This window comes from Nonomuraea sp. CA-143628, assembly GCF_050942315.1.
In the GTDB taxonomy this organism is placed as follows: domain Bacteria; phylum Actinomycetota; class Actinomycetes; order Streptosporangiales; family Streptosporangiaceae; genus Nonomuraea.
In genome coordinates this window covers 3,977,519-3,998,411 of record NZ_CP192072.1, presented here as the reverse complement: position 1 = coordinate 3,998,411, position 20,893 = coordinate 3,977,519, and the positions used below count along the sequence as shown (strand labels likewise).

General features: G+C 69.5%; 12 protein-coding genes. 5 read left to right on the top strand and 7 right to left on the bottom strand.

The window, feature by feature from the left end; translation table 11 throughout:
- Both ACQP2T_RS18490 and ACQP2T_RS18485 read right to left on the bottom strand, forming a co-directional pair.
- The gene (locus ACQP2T_RS18490; RefSeq protein WP_433517355.1) at window positions 1-6,933 is read right to left on the bottom strand and encodes a polymorphic toxin-type HINT domain-containing protein; all 6,933 of its coding nucleotides are present in this window, start codon (window positions 6,931-6,933) and stop codon (window positions 1-3) included.
- A 33-nt stretch (window positions 6,934-6,966) separates the two neighbouring features.
- Window positions 6,967-10,458, bottom strand: a complete 3,492-nt coding sequence (locus tag ACQP2T_RS18485; protein ID WP_433517354.1) for a LamG-like jellyroll fold domain-containing protein — start codon at window positions 10,456-10,458, stop codon at window positions 6,967-6,969.
- 575 nt (window positions 10,459-11,033) lie between these two features.
- Here ACQP2T_RS18485 and folP point away from each other — a divergent pair.
- A complete protein-coding gene (gene folP / locus ACQP2T_RS18480; RefSeq protein ID WP_433517353.1) occupies window positions 11,034-11,903 on the top strand; it encodes a dihydropteroate synthase in 870 nt (289 codons plus the stop codon).
- Between the two features lie 427 nt (window positions 11,904-12,330).
- Complete coding sequence (msrB, locus tag ACQP2T_RS18475; RefSeq protein ID WP_225289313.1) at window positions 12,331-12,732, top strand: peptide-methionine (R)-S-oxide reductase MsrB; 402 nt, start codon at window positions 12,331-12,333, stop codon at window positions 12,730-12,732.
- 193 nt (window positions 12,733-12,925) lie between these two features.
- On the opposite strand, the gene ACQP2T_RS18470 is transcribed toward msrB, so the two are convergent.
- Window positions 12,926-13,750 carry a patatin-like phospholipase family protein gene (locus tag ACQP2T_RS18470; protein WP_433517352.1) on the bottom strand — a complete coding sequence of 275 codons (825 nt, stop codon included), beginning with the start codon at window positions 13,748-13,750 and terminating at the stop codon, window positions 12,926-12,928.
- Between the two features lie 403 nt (window positions 13,751-14,153).
- Window positions 14,154-14,939 carry a hypothetical protein gene (locus tag ACQP2T_RS18465; protein WP_433517351.1) on the bottom strand — a complete coding sequence of 262 codons (786 nt, stop codon included), beginning with the start codon at window positions 14,937-14,939 and terminating at the stop codon, window positions 14,154-14,156.
- On the opposite strand from ACQP2T_RS18465, the gene ACQP2T_RS18460 reads away from it, so the two are divergent.
- A complete protein-coding gene (locus ACQP2T_RS18460; RefSeq protein WP_433517350.1) occupies window positions 14,923-15,063 on the top strand; it encodes a hypothetical protein in 141 nt (46 codons plus the stop codon). The genes ACQP2T_RS18465 and ACQP2T_RS18460 overlap by 17 nt on opposite strands.
- A 391-nt stretch (window positions 15,064-15,454) precedes the next feature.
- On the opposite strand, the gene hemQ is transcribed toward ACQP2T_RS18460, so the two are convergent.
- Both hemQ and hemG read right to left on the bottom strand, forming a co-directional pair.
- On the bottom strand, window positions 15,455-16,156 hold the full coding sequence (gene hemQ / locus ACQP2T_RS18455; RefSeq protein WP_433517349.1) for a hydrogen peroxide-dependent heme synthase: 702 nt from the start codon (window positions 16,154-16,156) through the stop codon (window positions 15,455-15,457).
- Complete coding sequence (gene hemG / locus ACQP2T_RS18450) at window positions 16,149-17,564, bottom strand: protoporphyrinogen oxidase (protein WP_433517348.1); 1,416 nt, start codon at window positions 17,562-17,564, stop codon at window positions 16,149-16,151. The genes hemQ and hemG overlap by 8 nt, the downstream gene beginning before the upstream one ends.
- Window positions 17,565-17,698: 134 nt before the next feature.
- Between hemG and ACQP2T_RS18445 the strand changes: the two genes are divergently transcribed.
- Window positions 17,699-18,637, top strand: a complete 939-nt coding sequence (locus ACQP2T_RS18445) for a DUF4349 domain-containing protein (protein ID WP_433517347.1) — start codon at window positions 17,699-17,701, stop codon at window positions 18,635-18,637.
- Window positions 18,638-18,667: 30 nt separating this feature from the next.
- On the opposite strand, the gene hemE is transcribed toward ACQP2T_RS18445, so the two are convergent.
- The gene (gene hemE, locus ACQP2T_RS18440; protein WP_433517346.1) at window positions 18,668-19,690 is read right to left on the bottom strand and encodes a uroporphyrinogen decarboxylase; all 1,023 of its coding nucleotides are present in this window, start codon (window positions 19,688-19,690) and stop codon (window positions 18,668-18,670) included.
- A gap of 580 nt (window positions 19,691-20,270) precedes the next feature.
- Between hemE and ACQP2T_RS18435 the strand changes: the two genes are divergently transcribed.
- Window positions 20,271-20,867: a DUF3000 domain-containing protein gene (locus tag ACQP2T_RS18435; RefSeq protein ID WP_225289305.1), complete on the top strand. Its 597-nt coding sequence runs from the start codon at window positions 20,271-20,273 to the stop codon at window positions 20,865-20,867.
- Window positions 20,868-20,893 lie beyond the last annotated feature (26 nt).

The following is a 20,893-nucleotide window of genomic DNA, read 5'->3' as shown; positions in this document are numbered from 1 at the left end:
TCAACCTCCTAGGAAGCTGGGAGGCGGGACGTCCACCACTTCACCTCCGCGATAGAAGGTGATAGTACTCCAGTCCCGATAACCCCTACGCACCGACTCCCCCACGATTCTCATCTCACGCTCGGTGGTGAACCAATTGTCGCCGCCTCCTCTCTCGTATGCCTTCGCAAATGCCTTGGCAGGGGTGTCCGCATGATCGAAGCCGTCGATAACTATATGAAGTTTGATGTCCGGCTCATAGAAAGCCGCATTTCGCACCGAGCTCAGCGCGTCATCTCTCGTCATGTCCAGGAAATGCGTATACCCGCGCGAATCAGCGAAATTGCGAAGATCTCCTTCTTTCTTGGTACCGAGAGCCACCCCGCAGTTGTGCACCAGAATGGGAGCGACACCTGCTGCGACGTAGAACGTATGGAAATCAGCGACGGTCAGGTCATAAACTCTGGGGTTGTTCTGGTGTGCGGTGGTGGCGATGACTTGTACGGTCGCGCCCTCGAGGGTGCGGAGGTGGTCCGCCTTTGTGAGCTGGTCCGCGCGCACCCAGGCGCGGTCCTTGGTGTCCCAGAACAGGTGGTGTTCGGTGGCGAGGATGACGCCGGTGGCGTCGCCCTTCTTGCCGTCGGTGTCGACCGTGATCTGGACGAGGCCGAGGTAGCCGACGCCCGAGAAGGCGGCGAGAACCGGTTTCGGTGCGGTCTTGCCCGTGATCGGGTCGGTGGCGAGGACCTTGTCACCGGGCTTGATCTTCTCGATCGCCTTGGACGTGCCGTCGGCGAGCTTGACCATGGTGCCGGCGACGAAGCTGTTGCAGCTCGGGCGGCCTCCGGAGGACGCCTTGGGTCGGCCTGCCGCCTTGCCCGCGGTGCGTCCCGCGGCGCCGCCTGCCGCTCCGGCGTCCTCCGCTGCCGCGCCGCCGCCGCGCCCCAGGGCGGCCTTGGCCTTCCCTGCCGCCTTGCCCACCGCCCCCGCGACGGTCCTGCCCGTCGCCGTGGTGGCGAGCTTGCCGAGTGCCGCGCCCACTCCCTTGCCGACGGCGCCGCCGACCGCGCCCGTGACGGCTCCGACCGTGGCGGCCTTGACCGCGCCGCCGGCGCTCCACTCGTCACGGGGCGTCGAGACCATGTAGCCCGCCAGGTTGCCGGCCGCTCCCCCGGCGGCGGCGCAGCCGATGCTGCCGACGCCTCCCGTGGCCACCTCGCATCCGGCCGTGACGACGATCGCGACCGTGACGTTGACGATGGTGGCCTTGTGCTGGTTCCAGAAGTTCTTCGCCTTGCAGCCGAAGCTCCAGCGGCCGCAGTGGGGCGGGTTGCTCGGAGGAGGTGGCGGCGGGTAGGCGCCACCGCCACCCCCGCCACCACCGCCGCCTCCGCCCCCTCCTCCGCCGCCCCCGCCGCCGCACTTTCCGGAGTAGTAGCAGTTGGTGTCTCCGGTCAGCGGCCCGTCCAGGCCGGTGGGGTCGCTGATGTTGACGGGGTTGTTGTCCGAGTAGGTGTAACCGTTCCAGCTCTGTGGATCACCCGCGTTGAACAGCGGGTCGACGGAGATGAAGCGGCCCGTCTCGGCGTCGTACTCGCGGGCGCCGAGGTGGGTGAGGGCCGTGGCCTCGTCGATGACGCCGCCCACGTAGCCCTGCTGGCCCGGCCAGGACGACGGAGGGGTGCCGCGTTCCTGCCCGAACGGGGTGAAGCGGCGGCGGGTCGCCGTCTGGGTGTCGGTGTCGGCGACCGAGGCGTCCGCGCTGCCGTGGTGGTCCGCGCCGAGCCAGGTCACACCCTTGTTGGTCCGGGTGGCGATGGTCTCACCGGCGTAGCTGTAGTAGCGGGTCGCGGTCTTGGCGCCGGTCTTGGTGTCGAGCCGGATCTCCATGCCGGCGACGTACAGGGTGGTGGAGGTCGGGTCGCGGCGGATCAGCCGGTCGCCGTTGGCGTCGTAGAGGTACGTGCTGACGCCGGAGGGGTCGGTCGACTTGGCGAGGTGGCCTTCGACGTCCCACTCCAGCAGGCGGCCGGAACCGCGTTCGGTGGTGTTGCCGACCTTGTCATAGGTATAGGTGTCGATCTCGCCGTCACGTGTGCCGCCCTGGTAGGCGACGGAGGTCAGCGTGTGCGGCGGCGGCTTGCCGGCACCGGCGTAGGTGTAGTTCTTGGTGAGGTCCCCCGTCGCCTGGTGGTCGACCTCCTGAGTGCGGTTGCTGACGACGTCGTACTTGAAGGACTGCCAGTACGGCGCCGGTCCGCCGACGATGCCCTGGGAGGGGGCGGTGGCGCAGTCGTTGGTCGACGTCCATGCCTCGGTGAGACGCTGCAGGTAGTCCTGCTGGAAGCACTGCACGTCGGGCGTCTGTCCGGACGGCGTGTCGGCGATCTTGGTGATGTTGCCCGACGGATCGTAGGTGTAGTTGGTGTCGGCCACCGAGATGGGCGCGGTCTCCCGCTCGTACAGGGAGCGGGTGAGCCGGTTGGTGCCCTCCTCGTAGAAGTTGGTCTGCTTGACCCGCTTCAGCCCCGTGCTCATCGTCATGTCGAGGACCTGGCCGAGCTTGCCGTACGTCGTCGAGGTGACGTAGTTGGTCAGGCCGCGCATCGTGGTCGGGTTGCCGAGGTCGTCGTAGCCGTACAGCATCGTCTCGCCGAGCAGGCCCCCGGCGGCGGGCAGCACGGCGCGGTGGACGGTGCCGTCGGCGTTGTAGTCGGTCGTGGTCTTGTACGTGCCGGCCAGCCCGCCCTCGGCGGCGGGGACGACGGTCTGGGTGCCGGTGGGCCGGTAGGCGTTGTCGTAGCCGGTCACCGTGCTGGTGTAGGCGTCCAGCGCGCCGGTGGTGGCGTTCTTGACGTAGCGGGTGGAGGAGATCGGCTGGCCTTTGACCGAGGTGCCGTCGGGCAGCGTGTCGAACGTCCACTCGGCGAGCTTGGTGCCGGCGGCGGAGGTGCCCGCGTACTCGGCGGTCTTGCGGCCGAGGGCGTCGTAGGTGAAGAACAGGCTGGAACCGCGCGCGTCGGTGACCGTCTTGAGCAGGTCGCTCTTGTCGTCGTAGGTCAGCTTCGCCGGGCCCTTGTCGGGATCGTCGACCTGGGTCATGCGGCCGCGCAGGTCGTAGTGGTAGGTCCAGGCGTTGCCCGCCGTGTCGGTGATGGTGGCGGGCTGCCCGGCACGCGTGTAGGTGTACTTGGTGGCGTCGTAGTCGCCGGTCGGGCCGTCGCCCTTGTACTGGCGGACCTCCGTGGTCTCGCCCTGCGCGTTGACGATCTTGGTCGTGGGGGTGGAGCCGACCGGCGGGTCGACGCTGATGCGGTCGCCGCCGTAGATCGTGGTGGTGCGCCACTGCTCGCTGCCGCGCTTGCGGAAGATCTGCGCGGTGGGCCACTCCATGCCGTTGTAGACGGTGACGTTCTGGCCGGGGACGTCGTCGTCGCTGGCCGGGACCCACAGCGTGCTGCCTGGTGTGCCTTCGGTGTAGTAGTCCTGGTTGGTCTTGTAGACCAGGCCCCGGGTGTCGTACAGGGTGTCGTCCACGATCCGGCCGCCGCCGGGGGCCGGTTGCTGGGTCTGACGGGCGCGCAGCAGGCCGTCGTAGAGCGCGTAGCCGGTGGTGTAGCTGGTGCCGTCGTCACGCAGCGTCGAGGTCGAGACGGTGGTCGGCCCGTCGGTGCGGATCTGGTAGCCGAACTTCATGTTCGGGGCCGAGGGGTACGTCGCCTTGGCGTGGCCGGGCAGCCATACGCCGGTCAGGCGGCCGAGCGGGTCGTACGCCAGCTCGGCGCGCCTTCCGTTGGCGTCGGTGGTCGCGGTGGCCAGGCCCAGGGCCGGGTCGATCTCGGTCGTGGTGACGTGGCCGAGCGCGTTGGTCTCCTGCTTGGCGGTGACCAGCCCGGTGGCCGGGGTGTAGGAGGTCTTGGTCGTGGTGCCGTTGGGGTCGGTGACCACCAGCGGCCGGCCATAGACGTCGAAGGTGGTGGATCCGGCGGTGACATACTGCGGGCCGCCGTTCCACGAGCCGAGCTTCTCGGTCTTGGTCACGTCGCCCTTGGACGGGGCCACGCCGTACGCCTTGCCGTCGTAGTACTTGCGCACGTCGGAGACCACGTCGTCGGGACGGTCGGGCGTGGCGGCGCACGCCTTGGTCACCGTCTCCACGCGGGTGGCGTAGGAGAGCATCCACCGGGCGGCGTCACGCGCGTAGGTCGTACGGACGCAGCTGTCGTCGTCGGCGGTGGCGTCGTCGCCGCTGTCGTTGACCTGGGTGGGCAGGCCGTCGGCGTTGAAGTCGGTGTCGGTCGTGGTGTGCCGCCACCCGCCGGAGGCCAGCGCGGTGCGGGAACGTACCTTGTCTCCCCGCACCATGGTCGCCGTGGTGGTGCCCCAGGAACGGACCCGCTTGGCCGTCTGCTTGGTCCAGTAGCCGCTGATCGCGCCCGTCTGGGCGGCCCCGGCAGGACCGTCGTAGCGGATCTCCTCGCGGACCTGGCCCTGCAGCGGCTCGGCGTCGTCGACGGCGCTGCCCTCGGAGTCGGTGACCTTGACGTCGCGGGTGCCGCCGCCGGACAACTCGTCGCCGTCCATGCCGCGGAAGTAGGTGAACTCGGCCTTGGACCGCTGCTCCCCCGGGGCGCCGCGCAGCACCCGCACCTTGCCGTAGCCGCGCCACTGCGACCAGGTCTTGTACTTCTCCTTGGTCAGCCCGTCGTCGTCATCGTGGTGCCAGGCGCCGCCGCCGAGGTATTCGTAGGTCTCCAGCACATCGGGCGCCCCGCCGGTCCGGTCGATCTGCTGGACCTGGGTGACCACGTACTTGTGGAACCAGTCGATCTTCGGTGAGGTGGCGCCTTCCGGGGACCAGTACTGCGGGTAGCAGCGGCGGGTGTTGGCGTCCGGCTCGGGGGTGTCACCGGCCCTGCAGTCCTCGTCGGAGTAGGTGATGGACAGGGCGCCGCCGGTCTCGTTGTCGATCGCGGAGACGCGCCACTTGGTCAGCGGCGGGCGCCCCTCCAGGGCGTCGACCCGGTTGGGCCGCTGCACACCGGCGAACTTCACCGCCGGCAGCGACGCCGTCCCGCCGACCTTGCCGGTGTGCTGGATCCCGGCCAGCCACAGCGCCGCCGCCGTGCCGTCGCCGGGCGCGCGCATCTGCTGGTCAAGGGTCCAGGTGTCGACGTCCTTGTACGAGCTGCCCGACAGCACCCGCGTGGTGACGGCGGCCAGCCGCTTGCGCGTCCAGAAGGTCGGCGAGTACTTGTCGATACACTTCTCACCGGAGTCGCAGTTCTGGTCATAGGGGACATCCGGCCAGTACTTGGCGTTGTCCTTGGTGAACTTGTCGGCCGCGCAGTCGAAGGACGACGTCGGGATGCACCGCTCCTTGACGTCGAAGGCGACCTGGGCCGGGGCCGAGGAGGAGAAGATGGCGTCCGAGCGCTGCCCGTAGTCGATGCGCTTGAGGTAGCCGCCCCGGTCGTAGGCGGTGGGGGTGCCGTTCGGGACGCCGTCGGTCAAGGTGGTGACGTCGCGGCGGTAGTAGTTGCCTTCCTGGCCGTACCAGAAGGTGCTGACCGTGCCGTGCGGGTCCACGACGTAGTCGAGGTTCCATCGCCACGCCTGCCGGCACCAGGAGTCGGAGAAGGAGTCCTTGTGGCAGGGCTCCCCGTCGTCGTCGCCGAACACCGGGACCGTCCACGTCGACTGCGTCTCCGCCTTGCCGCTCGCCCAGCCGGGCAGGTGGTTCTGGCCGAAGTAGTACTGGGTGCCGTCGGGGGTGGTGACCCGCCAGTACTCACCGTCGTTGTCACCGTTGTCGGCGCCCGACAGCTTCTCCACCTTGGAGCCGTCGTCCTCCTTCGGCTGCCAGGTGTTGGTCGCGTCGTCCAGGATCAGCTCGGTCGCCTGGCCGTTCAGGGACAAGGTGGCGTTGTGGTTGCCCCAGCACTGGTCGTTGCGCTTGGGCGTGACGCCGTCGTCGGCGCACGCCTTGTAGCGGCGCTCGATGAAACCGGGCCAGTAGTCGAAGCCCTCGCCGATCCAGGACGCCTGGTTGTTGGTGGCGACCGTCCGGCCGTCGATGCTCCCCGAGGAGTACGCGAATCCGACATTGGGCGTCGGCCCGCCCGGGGTCGGCGGCAGGCGCAGGGGGTAGGACCAGGAGAACGCGCCGCTCTGGTTGCTCACGCTCCAGGTCGCCGACGGCGACAACGACGTCGCCTCGTAGCTGCCCGCCGGACCGGACGGCGCCGCCTCGGCCGCCAGAGTGGTCGCGCCCGCCGCGAGGGCGACGTCGGCGGCCAGCCGGCCCGTCTTGATGTCGTTACGCGTGGGGAGGGGCGTACGCGTCTGACACTCGGGCCGCTCCGGCGTGGTGGCCGCGCACGCCGGCAGCTTGACCAGGCGTAACCGCGAGCCCCAGTCGCCGCCGAAGGCGTACCGGAAGGCCGAATAGTCCACCTCGACGGCCAGGCGAGCCTCGGCGGATGGCGTGAGCCGGATGCCGAGCCCGTTGATCCGCGACCTGCCTGCCGTTGGCGCGTCCAGCGTCCGTACATGGACGTCGGGGAGGGCGGCATCGGCCGCTACCTTGCCGTTCTCCTGGGAGAGCGGCGTGGCCGGGCCCAGCCAGATCGGCAGCCCCCCGGCCCGCACCCTCCCGGCACCGCCCGGCACGGTCGCCGTCGCCTGCCGTGCGGCGTCCGGTAGCTTCACCACCGCCGTGCCCGGCGCCGGCCAGGACACGGCCGGCGCCCCCTTCAGGTCGTACCTGGCCCCCGGGTCCGTCAAGGGCCCGCGTGCCTTGACGGCATGGCCGGGCACGGCATGCTGCTCCTGGGCCTGGTGCCAGCCCGGGTCGCCGGTCGCCTGGGCGGCGATCGGGCTGATCAGCGTGGCGGGCACCACGACGGCCAGAATTGCGGCGAGGTGGGGTAAGCCTCGTCTCGAACCGAGCACGGCTCTCCTCCGAAGGTTCGCGAGCATGGACGGTCAGCCGTCGATGGGCAGGTTCATGGCGATGTTGATGACCTGGCGGTCGGTCAGGGTGCCGGTGTAGGCGCGTACGTCGTCCACGTCGCCACCGAAGTAGTCGACGGCGGCGCCTCGGTACTTGGCCCGGCCGATCTGCAGCGCGCCGGCCGCCCAGGCGCCGGTCACGGGACGCTGGTCGGTGAGCTGTCCGTTGACGTACAGCCGGACCTGCTGGGCGGGCTCGTCGTACACCCCGGCCAGATGCGTCCAGGTGTTGAGCACCGAGCAGTCGACGGGTTCGGCCGAGGTGGCGTGCGTCATGCCCGAGCTGTCGTTGTCGGCGGGGGTCGTGGAGAACGACCAGCGGGGCACCTTGACGCCGTTCTCGGTGAAGATCCGGTAGCCGAGGTAGAAGCCGCTGTTCCGGGTGCCGTCCTGGGCCAGCACGGTCATCGCATGGTCGGGCAGCACGCAGGTGTCGTCCCCGGCCAGACGCACCCACGCCGTCACGGCGTAGCTGTGGTCGGTACGGATCGGCGCGGACGGCGTGGCCGCGTAGCCGGTGGTGCCGTCCAGGCTCAGCGCGCCGCCACCGTCGAAGCCGTCGTCGGACCATGTGGCGGCTCCGCCGAGCGTCGCGGGCCAGCGGCCGTCGGAGGAGTTGGCCGCGCTGGTACCGGTGCCCTCCTCCAGCTTCCACCAGCCACGCTGGATGGGCGGCTGCTTGGCCATGGCGGCGATCTCGTTGCCGAGCGCAGGGTCGTTGACCGTGCGCGGGTCGTCGGACAGCTCCCGGTTCCACACCTTGAGCTCGTCGATGTCACCGGCGAAGTTCTCGATGAAGGTGTTGTGCCACTGGGTGCGTCCCACCTGCAGCGCGCCGGTGGCGTCCCATGGGGTGTACGGGAATGCGGCGGGCGCCGACTGGAGCATCCCGTTGACATACAGGCGAAGCTGCCGGTGCGGCGCGTCCCACACGCCCACCAGATGCGTCCAGATGCCGGTCACCGGCTCGGTGTCGCTCACCGCCCGGACGATGGTCTCGCTGGCGGTGTCGGCGTTGTACTTGTTGAAGATCCACCGCTTGTAGCCGGAGGAATAGTAGAGCTGGAAACCCGAGGAGTAGGTGGCGGACTGGCTGACCACGGTGGAGTTCTTGCTCTTGTCCGCCAGCAGCACCCACGCCGCCACGCTCATGCTCCTGTTGGTGTGCACCACCTGCCCGTCGGTGCTGCCGTGGCCGGTGGCGCCGTCGAAGTGCACCCCGCCGCCCACGCGGCCACCGGCCCAGCTCGCGCCGCCGGCGAACGTCACCGGGTGCGGCGTCGCCGAGGAGTCACCGGCCGTGAATCCGCCGCCCTCGTCCATCCGCCAATGCCCCACCGGGTCGAAACCGGCCTTGACGTAGAAGCTGTAGACGGCCGGGGTCTTGCCGACGTTGCCCGCCCGGTCGACCGGATAGACGTACAGGGCGTTCAGCCAGTCATGGCGGGGCGCGACCCGCACGTTGACGGAGGTCTGGCCCGCCGGGATCGACACCTGGGTCGCCGGGGTGGCCTCGGCGGGGTCCTCGATCGCGTACCTGAAGGCCGTCACGTCGCTCTCGCCGTCACCGGGAGCCAGCGTGAAGCCGCCCGCCCAGCCCACGCCGCCCTGCCAGTCGTCAGGGGTATCGGCCGGATAGTCGGCCGAGGTCACTTTCGGCAGCTTGGCCGGGTCCACCGTGTCGACCGTGAACTCACACCACTTGCTCCACCCGCTGGAGTCGGTGCCGTCGTAGGCCTTCACCCGATAGGCATAGCTCTGCCCGGTGGTGAGCTTGGCCAGCTTGATGGAGTGGTCGGTCGCCGAGGTCGTGTACTTGTAGGCGGTCTTCCCGCCGCCGGGCAGGGTCGAGGTGATGTCGTCCCACGCGCCGGTGCCCGCGTTGTAGTGGTGCATGACGAACTCCGCCCGTACGCCGTCGTTCGCCTTGTCCGGGTCGTAGATCCGGGCCTTCAGCTGGAGGGGGTTCTCCCCGTCACCGGCGTTGACCGCCGGCCGGGCGGCTCCCGTCACGCAGGGCGTCGCCGGGTAGGTGCCCACGCCCGAGGGCGCCGACGGCGGGGTGTTGTAGTCGATGACCAGCTTCGGCGAGGAGCTGAAGCCCTTCCACCCCCACACACTGCTGCCGGTGTCGTCGTAGTCCTTGAGCCCGAATGTCGTGTTGGACCAGCCCGACTTGGCGGCCTTGACGATCGCGCCGGTCACGTTGAACTCGATGCCCTTGTCCGGGCAGGAGGAGCTGTAACCGGCGTCGGAGGAGACACTGTCCTGCCAGTCGACCCAGGACGGCTGGTGACTCCAGTTCGTCGACTTGGAGATGCCGCCGGTCAGCCAGAGCTGCACGGCCTGCGGGTCGGAGGTGCAGCCCCAGGACTTGATCTGGGTGATGCGGAACGTCGCCTTGAGGATGTGCTTGCCGTTGACGTTGTTGGAGTCCATCCGGAAGAACGACCGTTTGACCCCGTCGCCGTAGTCGCCCGCTTCCGCCATGTGGCTGGAGTTCCAGTACTCCTGGGCGGGATAGGACTTGTCGACATACGTCCAGGCCAGCTTGGATCCCGACCACTGCGGGTCGATGTACACCGGATACGTCGTGCTCGGCCCGGTGAGCAGGCTCTTGTCCGGCGTGATCGCGATACGGTCCCGGGTCACATCCACGCCCATGACCGCCTGCCTGCCCTCCCGTTTCGGCCCGGCCACCAGCGGCGACGGACCGGAAGCGGTGCCTGAGGAGTCCCACATGCGAGGTGGGGGCGCGTGGAAGACCTCCGCCCCCGTCTCGGTCACGGCGCTCACCCCGCCCTCTGGGGTCTTGCGCACTGACAGACCCTCCGCGCGCACCCCGAAGCCGAGCGTCCCCAGCTCCGGGTTGACGGCGGCTTCCCGGTTCTTGACCACCAGCACCTCGGAGAAGCCGAGCACCGACGCGGTCACCTTCAGGTCCACCCCCGGCAGCACCTCCGCGTAAGTGGCCGTGCTCCCGTCCAGCGACGGCTTGGGCAGGCTCTTGTCCCAGGTCATCGCGACCGAACGGCCGTCCGCGCCGAGCGCGGCCAGCGGGGTCGTCCCGCCGCCGGAGAAGGTCATCTCCAGTGGGGTCGCCACCGTCCGCACGGTGCCGTCCGCCGCGAAGACCAGCGTCGGGTCGACGTCGGCCCAGCCGGCGCCCCGCCGTACCCGCTCGGGCAGCGCCGAGGTCTCCGAGGTGAACGAGCCATCGGGGTTGGCGAACACCTGGCGGTTCTCGGTACGCAGCGACAGCACCTCGACGTGCTGTTTCTGGCTCCGGGCCTGGTCCAGGGCCTCCCGTTCGCTCTGTGCCGGCTCGCTCTGTGCCGGCTCGCTCTGTGCCGGCGGTTCGCCCCTGGCCGCCGCCGCGGCGCTCGCGGTTCCCGGGGTACCGAACGTGCCGGCCAGCAGCGACATGACCACGGCGAGAACTGCCCCGCGGGGGGAACGGCGCATCAGGCCCTCCAGAGGATCTGCGAAAGTGCGCGGAGTACTCGTCGGTTCCGCCGCGCCAGAGGACGGGTGCCGTCCCGATGCCCGCACGCCACATCCCGCGAGTGCCGGGACCATTTATAGAAAAAGTCGGAAATCAGGGCGTCAACCCGGCGGATGAAGATCGCCTAAACGTTCGCCGTACGGCTGCGCGGCCCATGTCCCACTTTTGCCGTACACGGGACAGACCGGTCGTCCCGGCCTGCCGGCGACGCACCGCGTACGGCCACGCCAGCGAGGTAAACCCCCTGCGGTATGGTGCCGCGCGTGTACCGCAGGGGTTGTAGCGGCGCCCAGGCCGCGTCCACGGGAGTGGTGTATGAGTCCGGCCGTCGCTCAAGGTCGATGCTGAAGTTATGGTGGTGGAGATCCACGCACGGCACCCGGCTGCGCCGGACTACGGCCGTGAGCGACGTAGCGACTGAGGCGAGCAATGAAGAAAGGGCGGCAGCAGGCGACAGGGTTTTGATTGAACGGGAATCCATCAGCCTCTTCACGGCACTGCGCTGGATCATCCATTTCTGACGGAGTTGAACGTAATGCAGATGTACCATCCCAAACTCATCGCGCCGATACGGAGAGTGGGGCGGCGAGAATTCGACCTGGCGCGACACATAGTCGTGATGGGCATTGTGAACCGCACGCCCAACTCGGGCCTGGATCCGAATCGGTCGATGGAGCTTGGCGAGACGATCGCTACGGCGGAGCGGGCGCTACGGGATGGCGCGGAATGGCTTGACGTAGGGGGCCGGGCGTTCCGCTCTGATCAGCCACCGTTGTCGGGGGCGGAAGAGATAGACCGAGTGGTGCCGGTGATCAAGGGCATTCGGGAGAAGAGCGACGCCGTGATCAGCGTGGACACTCACCTGCCGGAGGTCGCGGAGGCGGCCTACAAAGCGGGTGCCGATGTGATCAATGACACGAACGGGCTCCGTTCGCCGGGGATGGCGAGCCTTATCGCCGAGACGGGAATGAGCGTTGTCATTACCCACAGCATCGCCGGGCCGGGGGAGATGGTAGCGAGCCCTCAATATGGGGATGTCGTCAGCGAGGTGACGGAATTCCTTCGCCAACGGGCGGACGCCGCGGTTGGACATGGCATCAAACCCGAGAAGATCTTCATCGATCCGGGACACGACCTGAACAAGAACACCGAGCACTCGAACACGATAACCCGCCGCCTGGGAGAGATCGCGGCGATCGGATATCCCGTACTCGTGGCGTGCAGCAACAAGCATTTCATTCGGGAAAGCCTCGGGGTAGCCCGAGACAGCGAAGCGCTGAAGGCGGGAACGATCGCGGCGAACACGATGTGCGTTCATCAGGGCGCGCGGGTCGTGCGAGTCCATGATGTCGCCGGAAATGTCACTGCGATGAGAGCGGCGGAATCACTGCTCGGTTTGGCGTGAATCTGTGCGGTGGGAGCCAAGCCGTCCGCCCGATGCGTAGCACCCGAAGGGCGAGCGTCAAGCGAGCCGGGCCGGCGGCTTGGCGGACGTACCGAACGCTCCCGCCCTTTTACGGCGACTGGGGCTTACCGTGCTTGTGAGGTGGTCCGGCCCGGAGCGGGCGCGGTGGCGGGACCGGCGCTCGACGGGACGGACCAAAAGATCACTCGCCACCGTTCCGGGCGCTGGCGCGCCACCCGGCCGGTCTTCGGATCGCCGGCGGCGCCAGCACGGGCGTGGGCTGTGCCGCGCAGGCGATCCGGCGAGTGATCTCACCTCTGGGCAGGAGGTGATGACACCCCCTTGTCGTCAAAGACGCAGATTGGCCCCAGAAGGGATGCTTCACCCAACGGAGATCTCTTTTTGCCGGATCTCGTACGCTGGAAGCATGGAAAAGGTGGTCAAGAGCGATGCCGAGTGGCGCATCCAGCTCTCTCCCGACGAGTTCCACGTCCTCAGGGAGGCGGGCACCGAGCGTCCGTTTACCGGCGAGTACGTCGACACCAAGACCGAAGGCGTCTACTCCTGCCGGGCGTGCGGCGCCGAGTTGTTCCGGTCGGACACGAAGTTCGAGTCGCACTGCGGGTGGCCGAGCTTCTTCCAGCCGTCGGATTCGGACGCGGTGCGACTGATCGAGGACGCCAGCCACGGCATGGTGCGTACCGAGGTGCGCTGCGCTCGGTGCGACTCTCATCTGGGGCACGTCTTCCACGGCGAGGGGTACGCCACGCCCACGGATGACCGTTATTGCATCAACTCCGTGTCCTTGCGGCTCGAACCCAGCGCGTGAACGACCGGCGACACCGCGTATCGAGCGCGTGGAGCGGGTAAGTACTCCGCTGTGAATCTTGTTCATCTTCGTCACCGCTGGCACACGATCGAGGCCATCGGCCGCGTCGTGACCCAGCGGTGCGAAGTGTGCTTCAAGACCCGCACACGCGTGCGCTAGCTCTCCCGGCGGCCAGGGACGAGCACGAGTTCGGTCATGTCCACAGCGCGGTGACGCGGGCGACGAGGGCGCTGCCCTGGGCGTAGCCGGCCTCGGCGCTGGCGCCCCGGACGGCGGGGTCGAGAGGGTCGGGGCCGACCGCCGCCTGTGACGCCTCGTCGGGCTCGATCACCTCGACCTTTCCGCCCGTCACCGCGGGCTCGGAGTCGAGCTCGGGCATCGGGGCGAGGATGAGGATCCGGTCGTACCCGGAGGCGAGGTCGGCGTTGGTCATCGAACGCATGCCGCCGTCGATGTAACGCACGCCGTCGATCGTCACCGGCGGCCAGACGACCGGGATCGCGCAGCTCGCCGCGACCGCGTCGACCAGCGCCACGCCCGAGCCGGGCCCGAACAGGGCGGGCTCGCCCGTGACCGCGTCCACGGCCACGATGACGAGGTCGCGTTCCGGCCAGGTGTGGACGGGCAGGCGCCCCTCGATCACCCGGCGGCGTTCGGGCTCACCGACGGTGTCGGCTGCCAGGGCCAGCGCACCGAACCTGCGCCGCTGCTCGGCCGGGTCCTCCGTGCTTTCGTACACCTCCTGCATGGTCGCCCACACCTGGTCCATGGGGACGCCGCTCGGGAGTTCGGGGGCCTGGAGAGCGGGGTTGGTCTGGCGTTCGAGGAGGTCGGGCAGCGACAGGCCGCTGGTGACCTGCGCGGCGACGGCGGATCCCGCCGAGGTGCCGATGACCTTGTCGGCGGAGGCGGCCACGTCCACTCCCCCGGCGGCCAGGCCGGCCAGCACGCCGGTGGTCCACGCGATCCCGGCGACCCCGCCGCCGCCCATCACCAGTGCCCGCTTGATCTCGCTCACATGAAGGCCCTTCGCTCGCTACCGAAGACGATGTAATCCCCAACCGGCCGCGAGTCGCTCGCCTTCCCGGTGGGGATGGCCGGGCCACCACGATGGTCTCCTGGGCAGGGTTTCGTCACGCGACCGTTTCGATCCCTTGTGACGGTCCGTCGTGGCTGGGGTCCCTGGGGGGGCATCCCCCCTCCGGGGGGTGAGAGAAGACGCCCGACGTGGCCGAGGTCCCAAGGGAGGGACGCCCCCTCCGGGGGGAGAGAGCAGGCACCCGCCTGTCACGGCAGGGGTCCCCAAGGGCGAACACCCCTCCCAGAGAGCAGACGCCCGTCACGGCAGGGGCCCCGAGGAGGGCACGCCCCTCCGGGGGAGCGGAAGAACGGATACCCGGTGAGCGTTCGTGGGCGCCGCATCAGTCGGGTTCGGGGTGGGTGACGCGGCAGGTCTTGTCGTTGGGGCCGAGGATGTTGGCCAGGACCGGGTTGCCGTTCTCGCCGAACTTGGCCTGGACGAAGATGATCGGGTTCGTCTCGCCGCTCTCCCTCAGGTACTGCAGGCCGCGTTCGCACAGGGTGATGGCTTGGCTGGAGTTGCCGGCCGATTCCGGAAGGTCGGTGTATAGGCGGAGATATCCGCCTATGGTGCGGATGTCCTTGAGGTGTTTGGACGCCTTGTCGTCCGCGGGCCAGTGGGTGCGGAAGTATTCGGCCGCCTTCTGGTCGGTGTGCATCGAGGGACCGTCCGCCTTGTAGTCGGACCCGTCATCCCCGGTCGACGAATCTCCGAGCCACGAATCGACGGCCGACGGATCCACGGTGCCGCTGTCCGCGGGCGCTTCGGCCTGAGGGTCGCTCCCCGTCACGGAGCCCGGCGTGGCGCCGGCCGGAGGGGCCTTCGAGGCCGGTGTGTCATGCGTCGAACCGCCTGAGCGCTGGGCACCTCCGCCCAGTGGGGTGGGGGTGACGCTCATCGGGATACGGGTCGCTCCGCCCTCCGCGAGGGCCTGGCCATGCTTTCCAGCACCTCTGTGGGCGCCCGCGCTCGTACCCTCACGCAGGCTCGGGTCCGTGGCCGTGCGGGTGTCCGTGCCTCCGCTCGCGTCCGATCGCGCCGTCAGCCCACCGGCGAGTGGACCGGCCAGCGGACCGGCGAACGGGCCGTCCGTCCCCAACGAGCCGTCTGTGCCCAGCAGCCCCAAGGCCGCTCCTGCCAGCACCAACGCCCCCGCCGACAACCCCAAGGCCCACGGCCGCCGAGCCTTCGTACGACGCCGCCGCCCGACATGCCGTGACCTGCGCGACGAGCCCTCCGGCGACCCGTGACCGGGCGCCTGCCGGGTCTCCCCGCGACGCTCCGGGCGGCCCGGCGAAGACGCGTCGAACCACTCCCGACCCGGCGGAGGTGTGTCGGGCTGCTCCCGTCCCGACGGAGGCGCGTCGAACCGCGCTCGCCCCGGCGCGGATGTGTCCGGCCGCCCCCATCCCAGCGGAGGCGCGTCCGACCGCTGCCGTCCCGGCTTGATCCGGAGATCATCACGATCCGCCGCGTGTCGCCCAGAGGTGTGCCCTTCCGACCGCCGCACCCGGCCCGCCCCCTTGGAACGTGACACCCTCGCGCCGCACAGGCAAGGGATTCCCACGATTGTTACAAGAAGCGGTAGATCAATTCAGTTGGATCCCCAAGTTGGGGCGCCTGTGAGCAGGGAGGTTGATGTTATGGAAGCGCCGCGACGAGCTCCTGAACGGGCTTGCGCACGCCCGTGTAGAAGGGGACCTCGATGCGCGTGTGCTCGCGGGCCTTGGCGCCCCGCAGGTGACGCATCAGGTCGACGATCCGGTGCAGCTCGTCGGCCTCGAAGGCCAGCATCCACTCGTAGTCGTTCAGAGCGAAGCAGGACACCGTGTTGGCCCGGACGTCCGGGTAGTCACGCGCCATGTGACCGTGCTCGGCCAGCATCGAGCGCCGCTCGGCGTCGTCGAGGAGGTACCACTCCAGCGAGCGGACGAACGGGTAGACGCTGACGTACGCGCGCGGTTCCTCCTCCGCCAGGAAGGCCGGGATGTGGGACTTGTTGAACTCGGCCGGCCGGTGCAACGCCATCGCCGACCAGACCGGCGCGCTGTGGCGGCCGAGCGCGGTGCGGCGGAAACGGGAGTAGACGTCCTGGAGGTCCTCGGCCGTCGGCGCGTGCCACCAGAACATGTAGTCGGCGTCGGCCCGGAACCCCGCCACGTCATAGAGGCCGCGGGTCACAACGTCTTTCAGCGCCGCCTGTTCGAGCAGCTCAGTGACCTCGCCGGTCATGCTGTCACGGTTGGCGGGGCAGGGGTCGGTGGCCTTGAAGACCGACCACATCGTGTAGCGGATCACCTGGTTCAGATCGCGGGCCTTCGGCCGCGGTGCGCCCTCAGTCATGGGTCCATTGTCCTTCCGGCGAGAGGTGGTCCAGAATCCGGGCCGCCGCCGTGCGGGCGGTGGAGACGCACGCGGGGATGCCGAGCCCGTCGTAGGCCGCCCCGCACACCGCCAGGCCGGGCTGTACGGCGACGGCCGCGCGGATGCGGGCCACCCGGTCGAGGTGGCCGACGTCGTACTGCGGCAGCGCCCCGCCCCAGCGCGAGACCCGGGTGTCGACCGGCAACCCGCGTACGCTCATGACGTCGCCCATCTCGGCCGTGGCCAGGGAGACGAGTTCGGAGTCGTCGCGCTGGAGCAGGTGTTCCTCGCCGATCCGGCCGATGGAGCAGCGCACCACCACCAGGTCGCCGGCCAGGTGCGGCCACTTGACCGAGCTGAACGTCACCGCCTTGACCGGCCGCCGCTCGACCGGCGGGACGAGGTAGCCGCTGCCCGTCGGCGGTGCGGGGAAGGCGTCGACGGCGTAGGCGAGGGTGACGATGGCCATGCTGGCGTAGTCGATGCGGTCCAGCTCGGTCGCCGCCTTGGGCGCCTCGGCGCGCAGTAGCCTGGCGGCGGCGGGTCCCGGCGTGGCGACGATCACCGCGTCGGCCTCGATGACCTCGGGGCGCGGCACGGGGCCGGTCACGAGCCGCCAGCCGTGCTCGGTCCGGTGCAGCTCGCGTACGGTGACGCCGGTCCTGATGTCGGCGCCCGACGCCTTGGCGACCGCTTCCGGCAGGCTGCCGATCCCGGTCCTGAGCGAGGTGAAGACGGGTCCCGCGTCGCGGGGAGCATCCTCCACGATCTGCCTGGCCGCCGCGAGCAGTGAACGCTCGGAGCGCGCGGCGGCGGCGATGGCCGGCATCGTGGCCTCCAGCGACAGCCGCTCGGCCCGGCCCGCGTAGACGCCGCCGAGCAGCGGTTCGACCAGCCGCTCCAGCACCTCGCCGCCCATCCTGGCCCTGATGTAGGAGGCGACGGAGACGTCGGTACGTACCAGCGTGGGAGGCAGGATCTGGTCCAGCGGCACGCGCGCCAGCCCGCCGGGCGACACGATGCCGGACCTGACCAGCTCCATCAGGTCGGCGGGCACGCCCATGACCTGCCCCTTGGGCATCGGCCGCAGCGCGCCCCTGCTGTAGACGGCGGCGCGGGTGGTGCCGGGGTCCACCAGGTCGTCGCCGAGCCCGACGGCCTTGGCCAGCTCCTTGCCCTCGGGCCGTCTGGCCAGCATGGACTCCGCGCCGGCGTCGACGTCGATGCCCGCGACCTCGGAGACGAGCAGCTTGCCGCCGATGCGCGGGCTGCCTTCCAGCACGGTCACCTTCACGCGCTCGCCCGCGCCCTGTCTGAGGTGCCACGCCGCGGCCAGACCGGAGATCCCGCCCCCGATGACGACCACGTGCGCTTGTTTCCCTGCCACGCCTCCCGACGCTACCGCCTTGGAGGTCCGACCAGCCCCTCGGGGGAGCCCACTTTGGGATCATGCTGGAGGCATGTGACCTGACCGTGACGCCCGTGGTCAAACCCGCCGGAGTCATCACCCGTCTTAGGTGCATGGAGAGATTCCGGTACGGCGTCGCGTTATCAGCCGCCTGCGCGATCCTGGTCCTGTCCGGCTGCGGAGCCGGCGAGTCGGCCATGTCCAAGCAGTCCGCGTCGGCGCCCGAAGCGGCGGCGTACGGCCAGACACAGTCGAAAGCCGCCCAGGACAGCGCCTCCACCCCGCAACGACGAGCCCCCCGGTCAGCCGAGAACATCGCCTCGAAGGTCAAGGTCACCCAGCAGGACCGCCAGGTCATCTACACGGCGAGCATGACCGTACGGGCCAAGGAGGTCACGGGGGCGGCGCTCCAGGCCAAGCAGATCGTCACCACGGCCGGCGGCTACCTGTCGAAGGAGGAGTCGAACTCGGCCGAGGGCAGCGAGGCCACCGCCCTGCTGGAGTTCAAGATCCCGCCCGCCCGCTACGGCGAGGTGCTCGCCGCGCTCGGCAAGAACCTGGGCAAGCAGTTGTCGGTCCAGCAGGGCACCCAGGACGTCACGCTGCAGGTGGCCGACGTCAACAGCCGGTTGAAGTCGGCGCAGCAGGCGCTCGACTCACTGCGTACGCTGCTGAAGAAGGCCGACACGATCGGCCAGGTGCTGCAGGTCGAGCGGGAGATCTCCGACCGCGAGGCGGACCTGGAGTCGCTGCAGTCCCAGCAGAAGGAGCTGGCCACCCAGGTCGGCATGGCCACCCTCACGCTCCGGCTGGTCGGCCCCGTCGCGGTCGTGAACGAGCCGTCCGAGGAGCCCGCCGGCTTCCTCGGCGGGCTGAAGTCGGGCTGGAGGGGCCTGGTCGGGGCCGTGAAGGTCGCGCTGACGGTCGTCGGGGTGCTGCTGCCCTGGATGATCGTGGTCGTGCCGGTGATCGTTCTGATGGTCGTCCTGGCACGGCGCCGCCGCCAGGCCCGCCCGGCAGCGGCGACCCCGGTGGAGACTCAGGCGTCGTGAACAAGAGCGGCCGGCCGCCCGAGCTGGAACTCAGGCCCCGTGAACCAGGTCGGTCAGCCGCATGAGCTGGTCGGGGTCGGTCGAGGGAAGTACGCCGTGGCCGAGGTTGAACACGTGACCCTCGGCCGCCTCGCCCCGGCGCAGCACCTCGCGCGCCTTGCGCTCGACGACCTCCCACGGGGCCAGCAGGATGGCGGGGTCGAGGTTGCCCTGCAGCGCCTTGCCCGGGCCCACGCGGCGGGCGGCCTCGTCGAGCGGCACCCGCCAGTCGACGCCCACCACGTCGGCTCCGGCCTCGCCGAGCAGGCCCAGCAGCTCGCCGGTGCCCACGCCGAAGTGGATGCGCGGCACGTCGAGGTCGGCCAGGCCGTCGAAGATGCGGCGGGTGTGGGGCAGGACGAACTCGCGGTAGTCCTCGGGGGCCACCGCCCCCACCCACGAGTCGAACAGCTGGACGGCCGACGCCCCGGCCTGGACCTGGATGCGCAGGTGCGCAAGGACGATGGCGCTGAGCCGGTCCATCAACGCGTGCCACAGCGCGGGCTCGCCGTACATCATGGCCTTGGTGCGGTCGTGGTTCTTGGACGGCCCGCCCTCGATGAGGTAGGAGCCGAGCGTGAACGGCGCGCCCGCGAAGCCGATCAGCGGCGTGGCGCCCAGCTCGCCGGTCAGCGCCTCGATCGCCTCGATCACGTAGGGGACGTCGCCGGGCTCCAGCGGGCGCAGCGCGTCGATCCCGGCGGCGTCGCGGATGGGGTCGGCCACGACCGGGCCGACTCCCGGCTTGATGTCGAGGTCGACGCCGATGGCCTTGAGCGGCACGACGATGTCGCTGAAGAAGATGGCCGCGTCGACGCCGTAGCGGCGGACGGGTTGCAGGGTGATCTCGACGATGAGGTCGGGCGTCGCGCACGCGGTCAGCATGGGCACGCCCTCGCGAACCTTCAGGTATTCGGGCAGCGACCGCCCGGCCTGCCGCATGTACCAGACCGGGGTGTGCGGTGCGGGCTGACGGCGGCAGGCGCGCAGGAACGCTGAGTCGGCGAGATTCACTCCTCAAGGGTCCCATGACCTCGTGCCGGTCCGTTCACCGGCGCGACGTGTCGGAAAAGTATGCATTGAACGACCAAAATCATGATCAGATAGCCAGATGGATGTTTACCGGTCGGCTCGGCATCGGCGCCCCACACGGGTCGAACACACCCCATGGGCGACCAGAAAGCCGGTCTCGTCTGGACCAAAAGTTGGCCAAGCCACCGCGCGGCATCGATTCAGCATCCACTTTCGGGACACGCCGAGCGCGTTGCGGCGAATTGTCAGCGTGCCGTGCCAACGTCGGAGCGACGACCCGAAGAAAGGCTCCGGTGCGATGACCGCGTTGTGGGGTTCCCCAGAACACCGCAGTGAGCACTGCGCTCCCTGCGCCGGCGTGCGGCTGTTCGAGCAGCCTCCGTGTCTCGACGGGCACGAGCCGGGCGAGTGTCCGGAGTGGGCCTGTGTCGACTGCGGCCACGCGATCGTCCTAGGCGGGATCACCCTGCCGGTCCGTCAGCTAGCTATGGCATCGGTTTGATCGCGAACTATGAGCACCCCCGTGGTCCCCTTCCGCCCGTCTTCGACCTACGCTTCGGCTATGACCCTCGGTGAGCAGCCGCCGGCCCCCGCCTCCTTCAGGCGTGCGGTCGACAGCCTGCGCCAGGCCGAGGTCAGGCCGGAGATCGAGCTCGAAGACCTGCCCGCGCCCCAGCGGCTGGCCCCCTTCTCGGCCGCGATCGGCGCCTCGGTCTACCGCGAGGACGACGAACTCGCGGTAGGCAGGCTGATCCTGCTCTTCGACCCCGACGGCCAGCGCGGCTGGGAGGGCCCGTTCCGGCTGGTCGCCTATGTCAGGGCCGACATGGAGCCGGAGATCACCTCCGACCCCCTGCTCGGCCCCGTCGCGTGGAGCTGGCTCACCGAAGCGCTCGAGGCTCATCAGGCCGACTACTCCGCCGCTGGCGGTACCGTGACTAGAGCCGTGTCCGAGGGGTTCGGCAACAAGGCCGAAGACCCGGTCACCACCGAGCTAGAGCTGAGGGCGTCCTGGTCGCCCGCGCATGAGGACCTTTCCGGCCATGTCGCAGCCTGGTGCGACCTCATGTGCCTGGCGGCCGGGATCCCGCCGCTCCCTCCCGACGTGGCCGCCATGCCACGCCGACGTGAAGATCCGGAGAGTGACCGTACGAAGTGAGGGCACCAGTCAATACCGCACAAGCG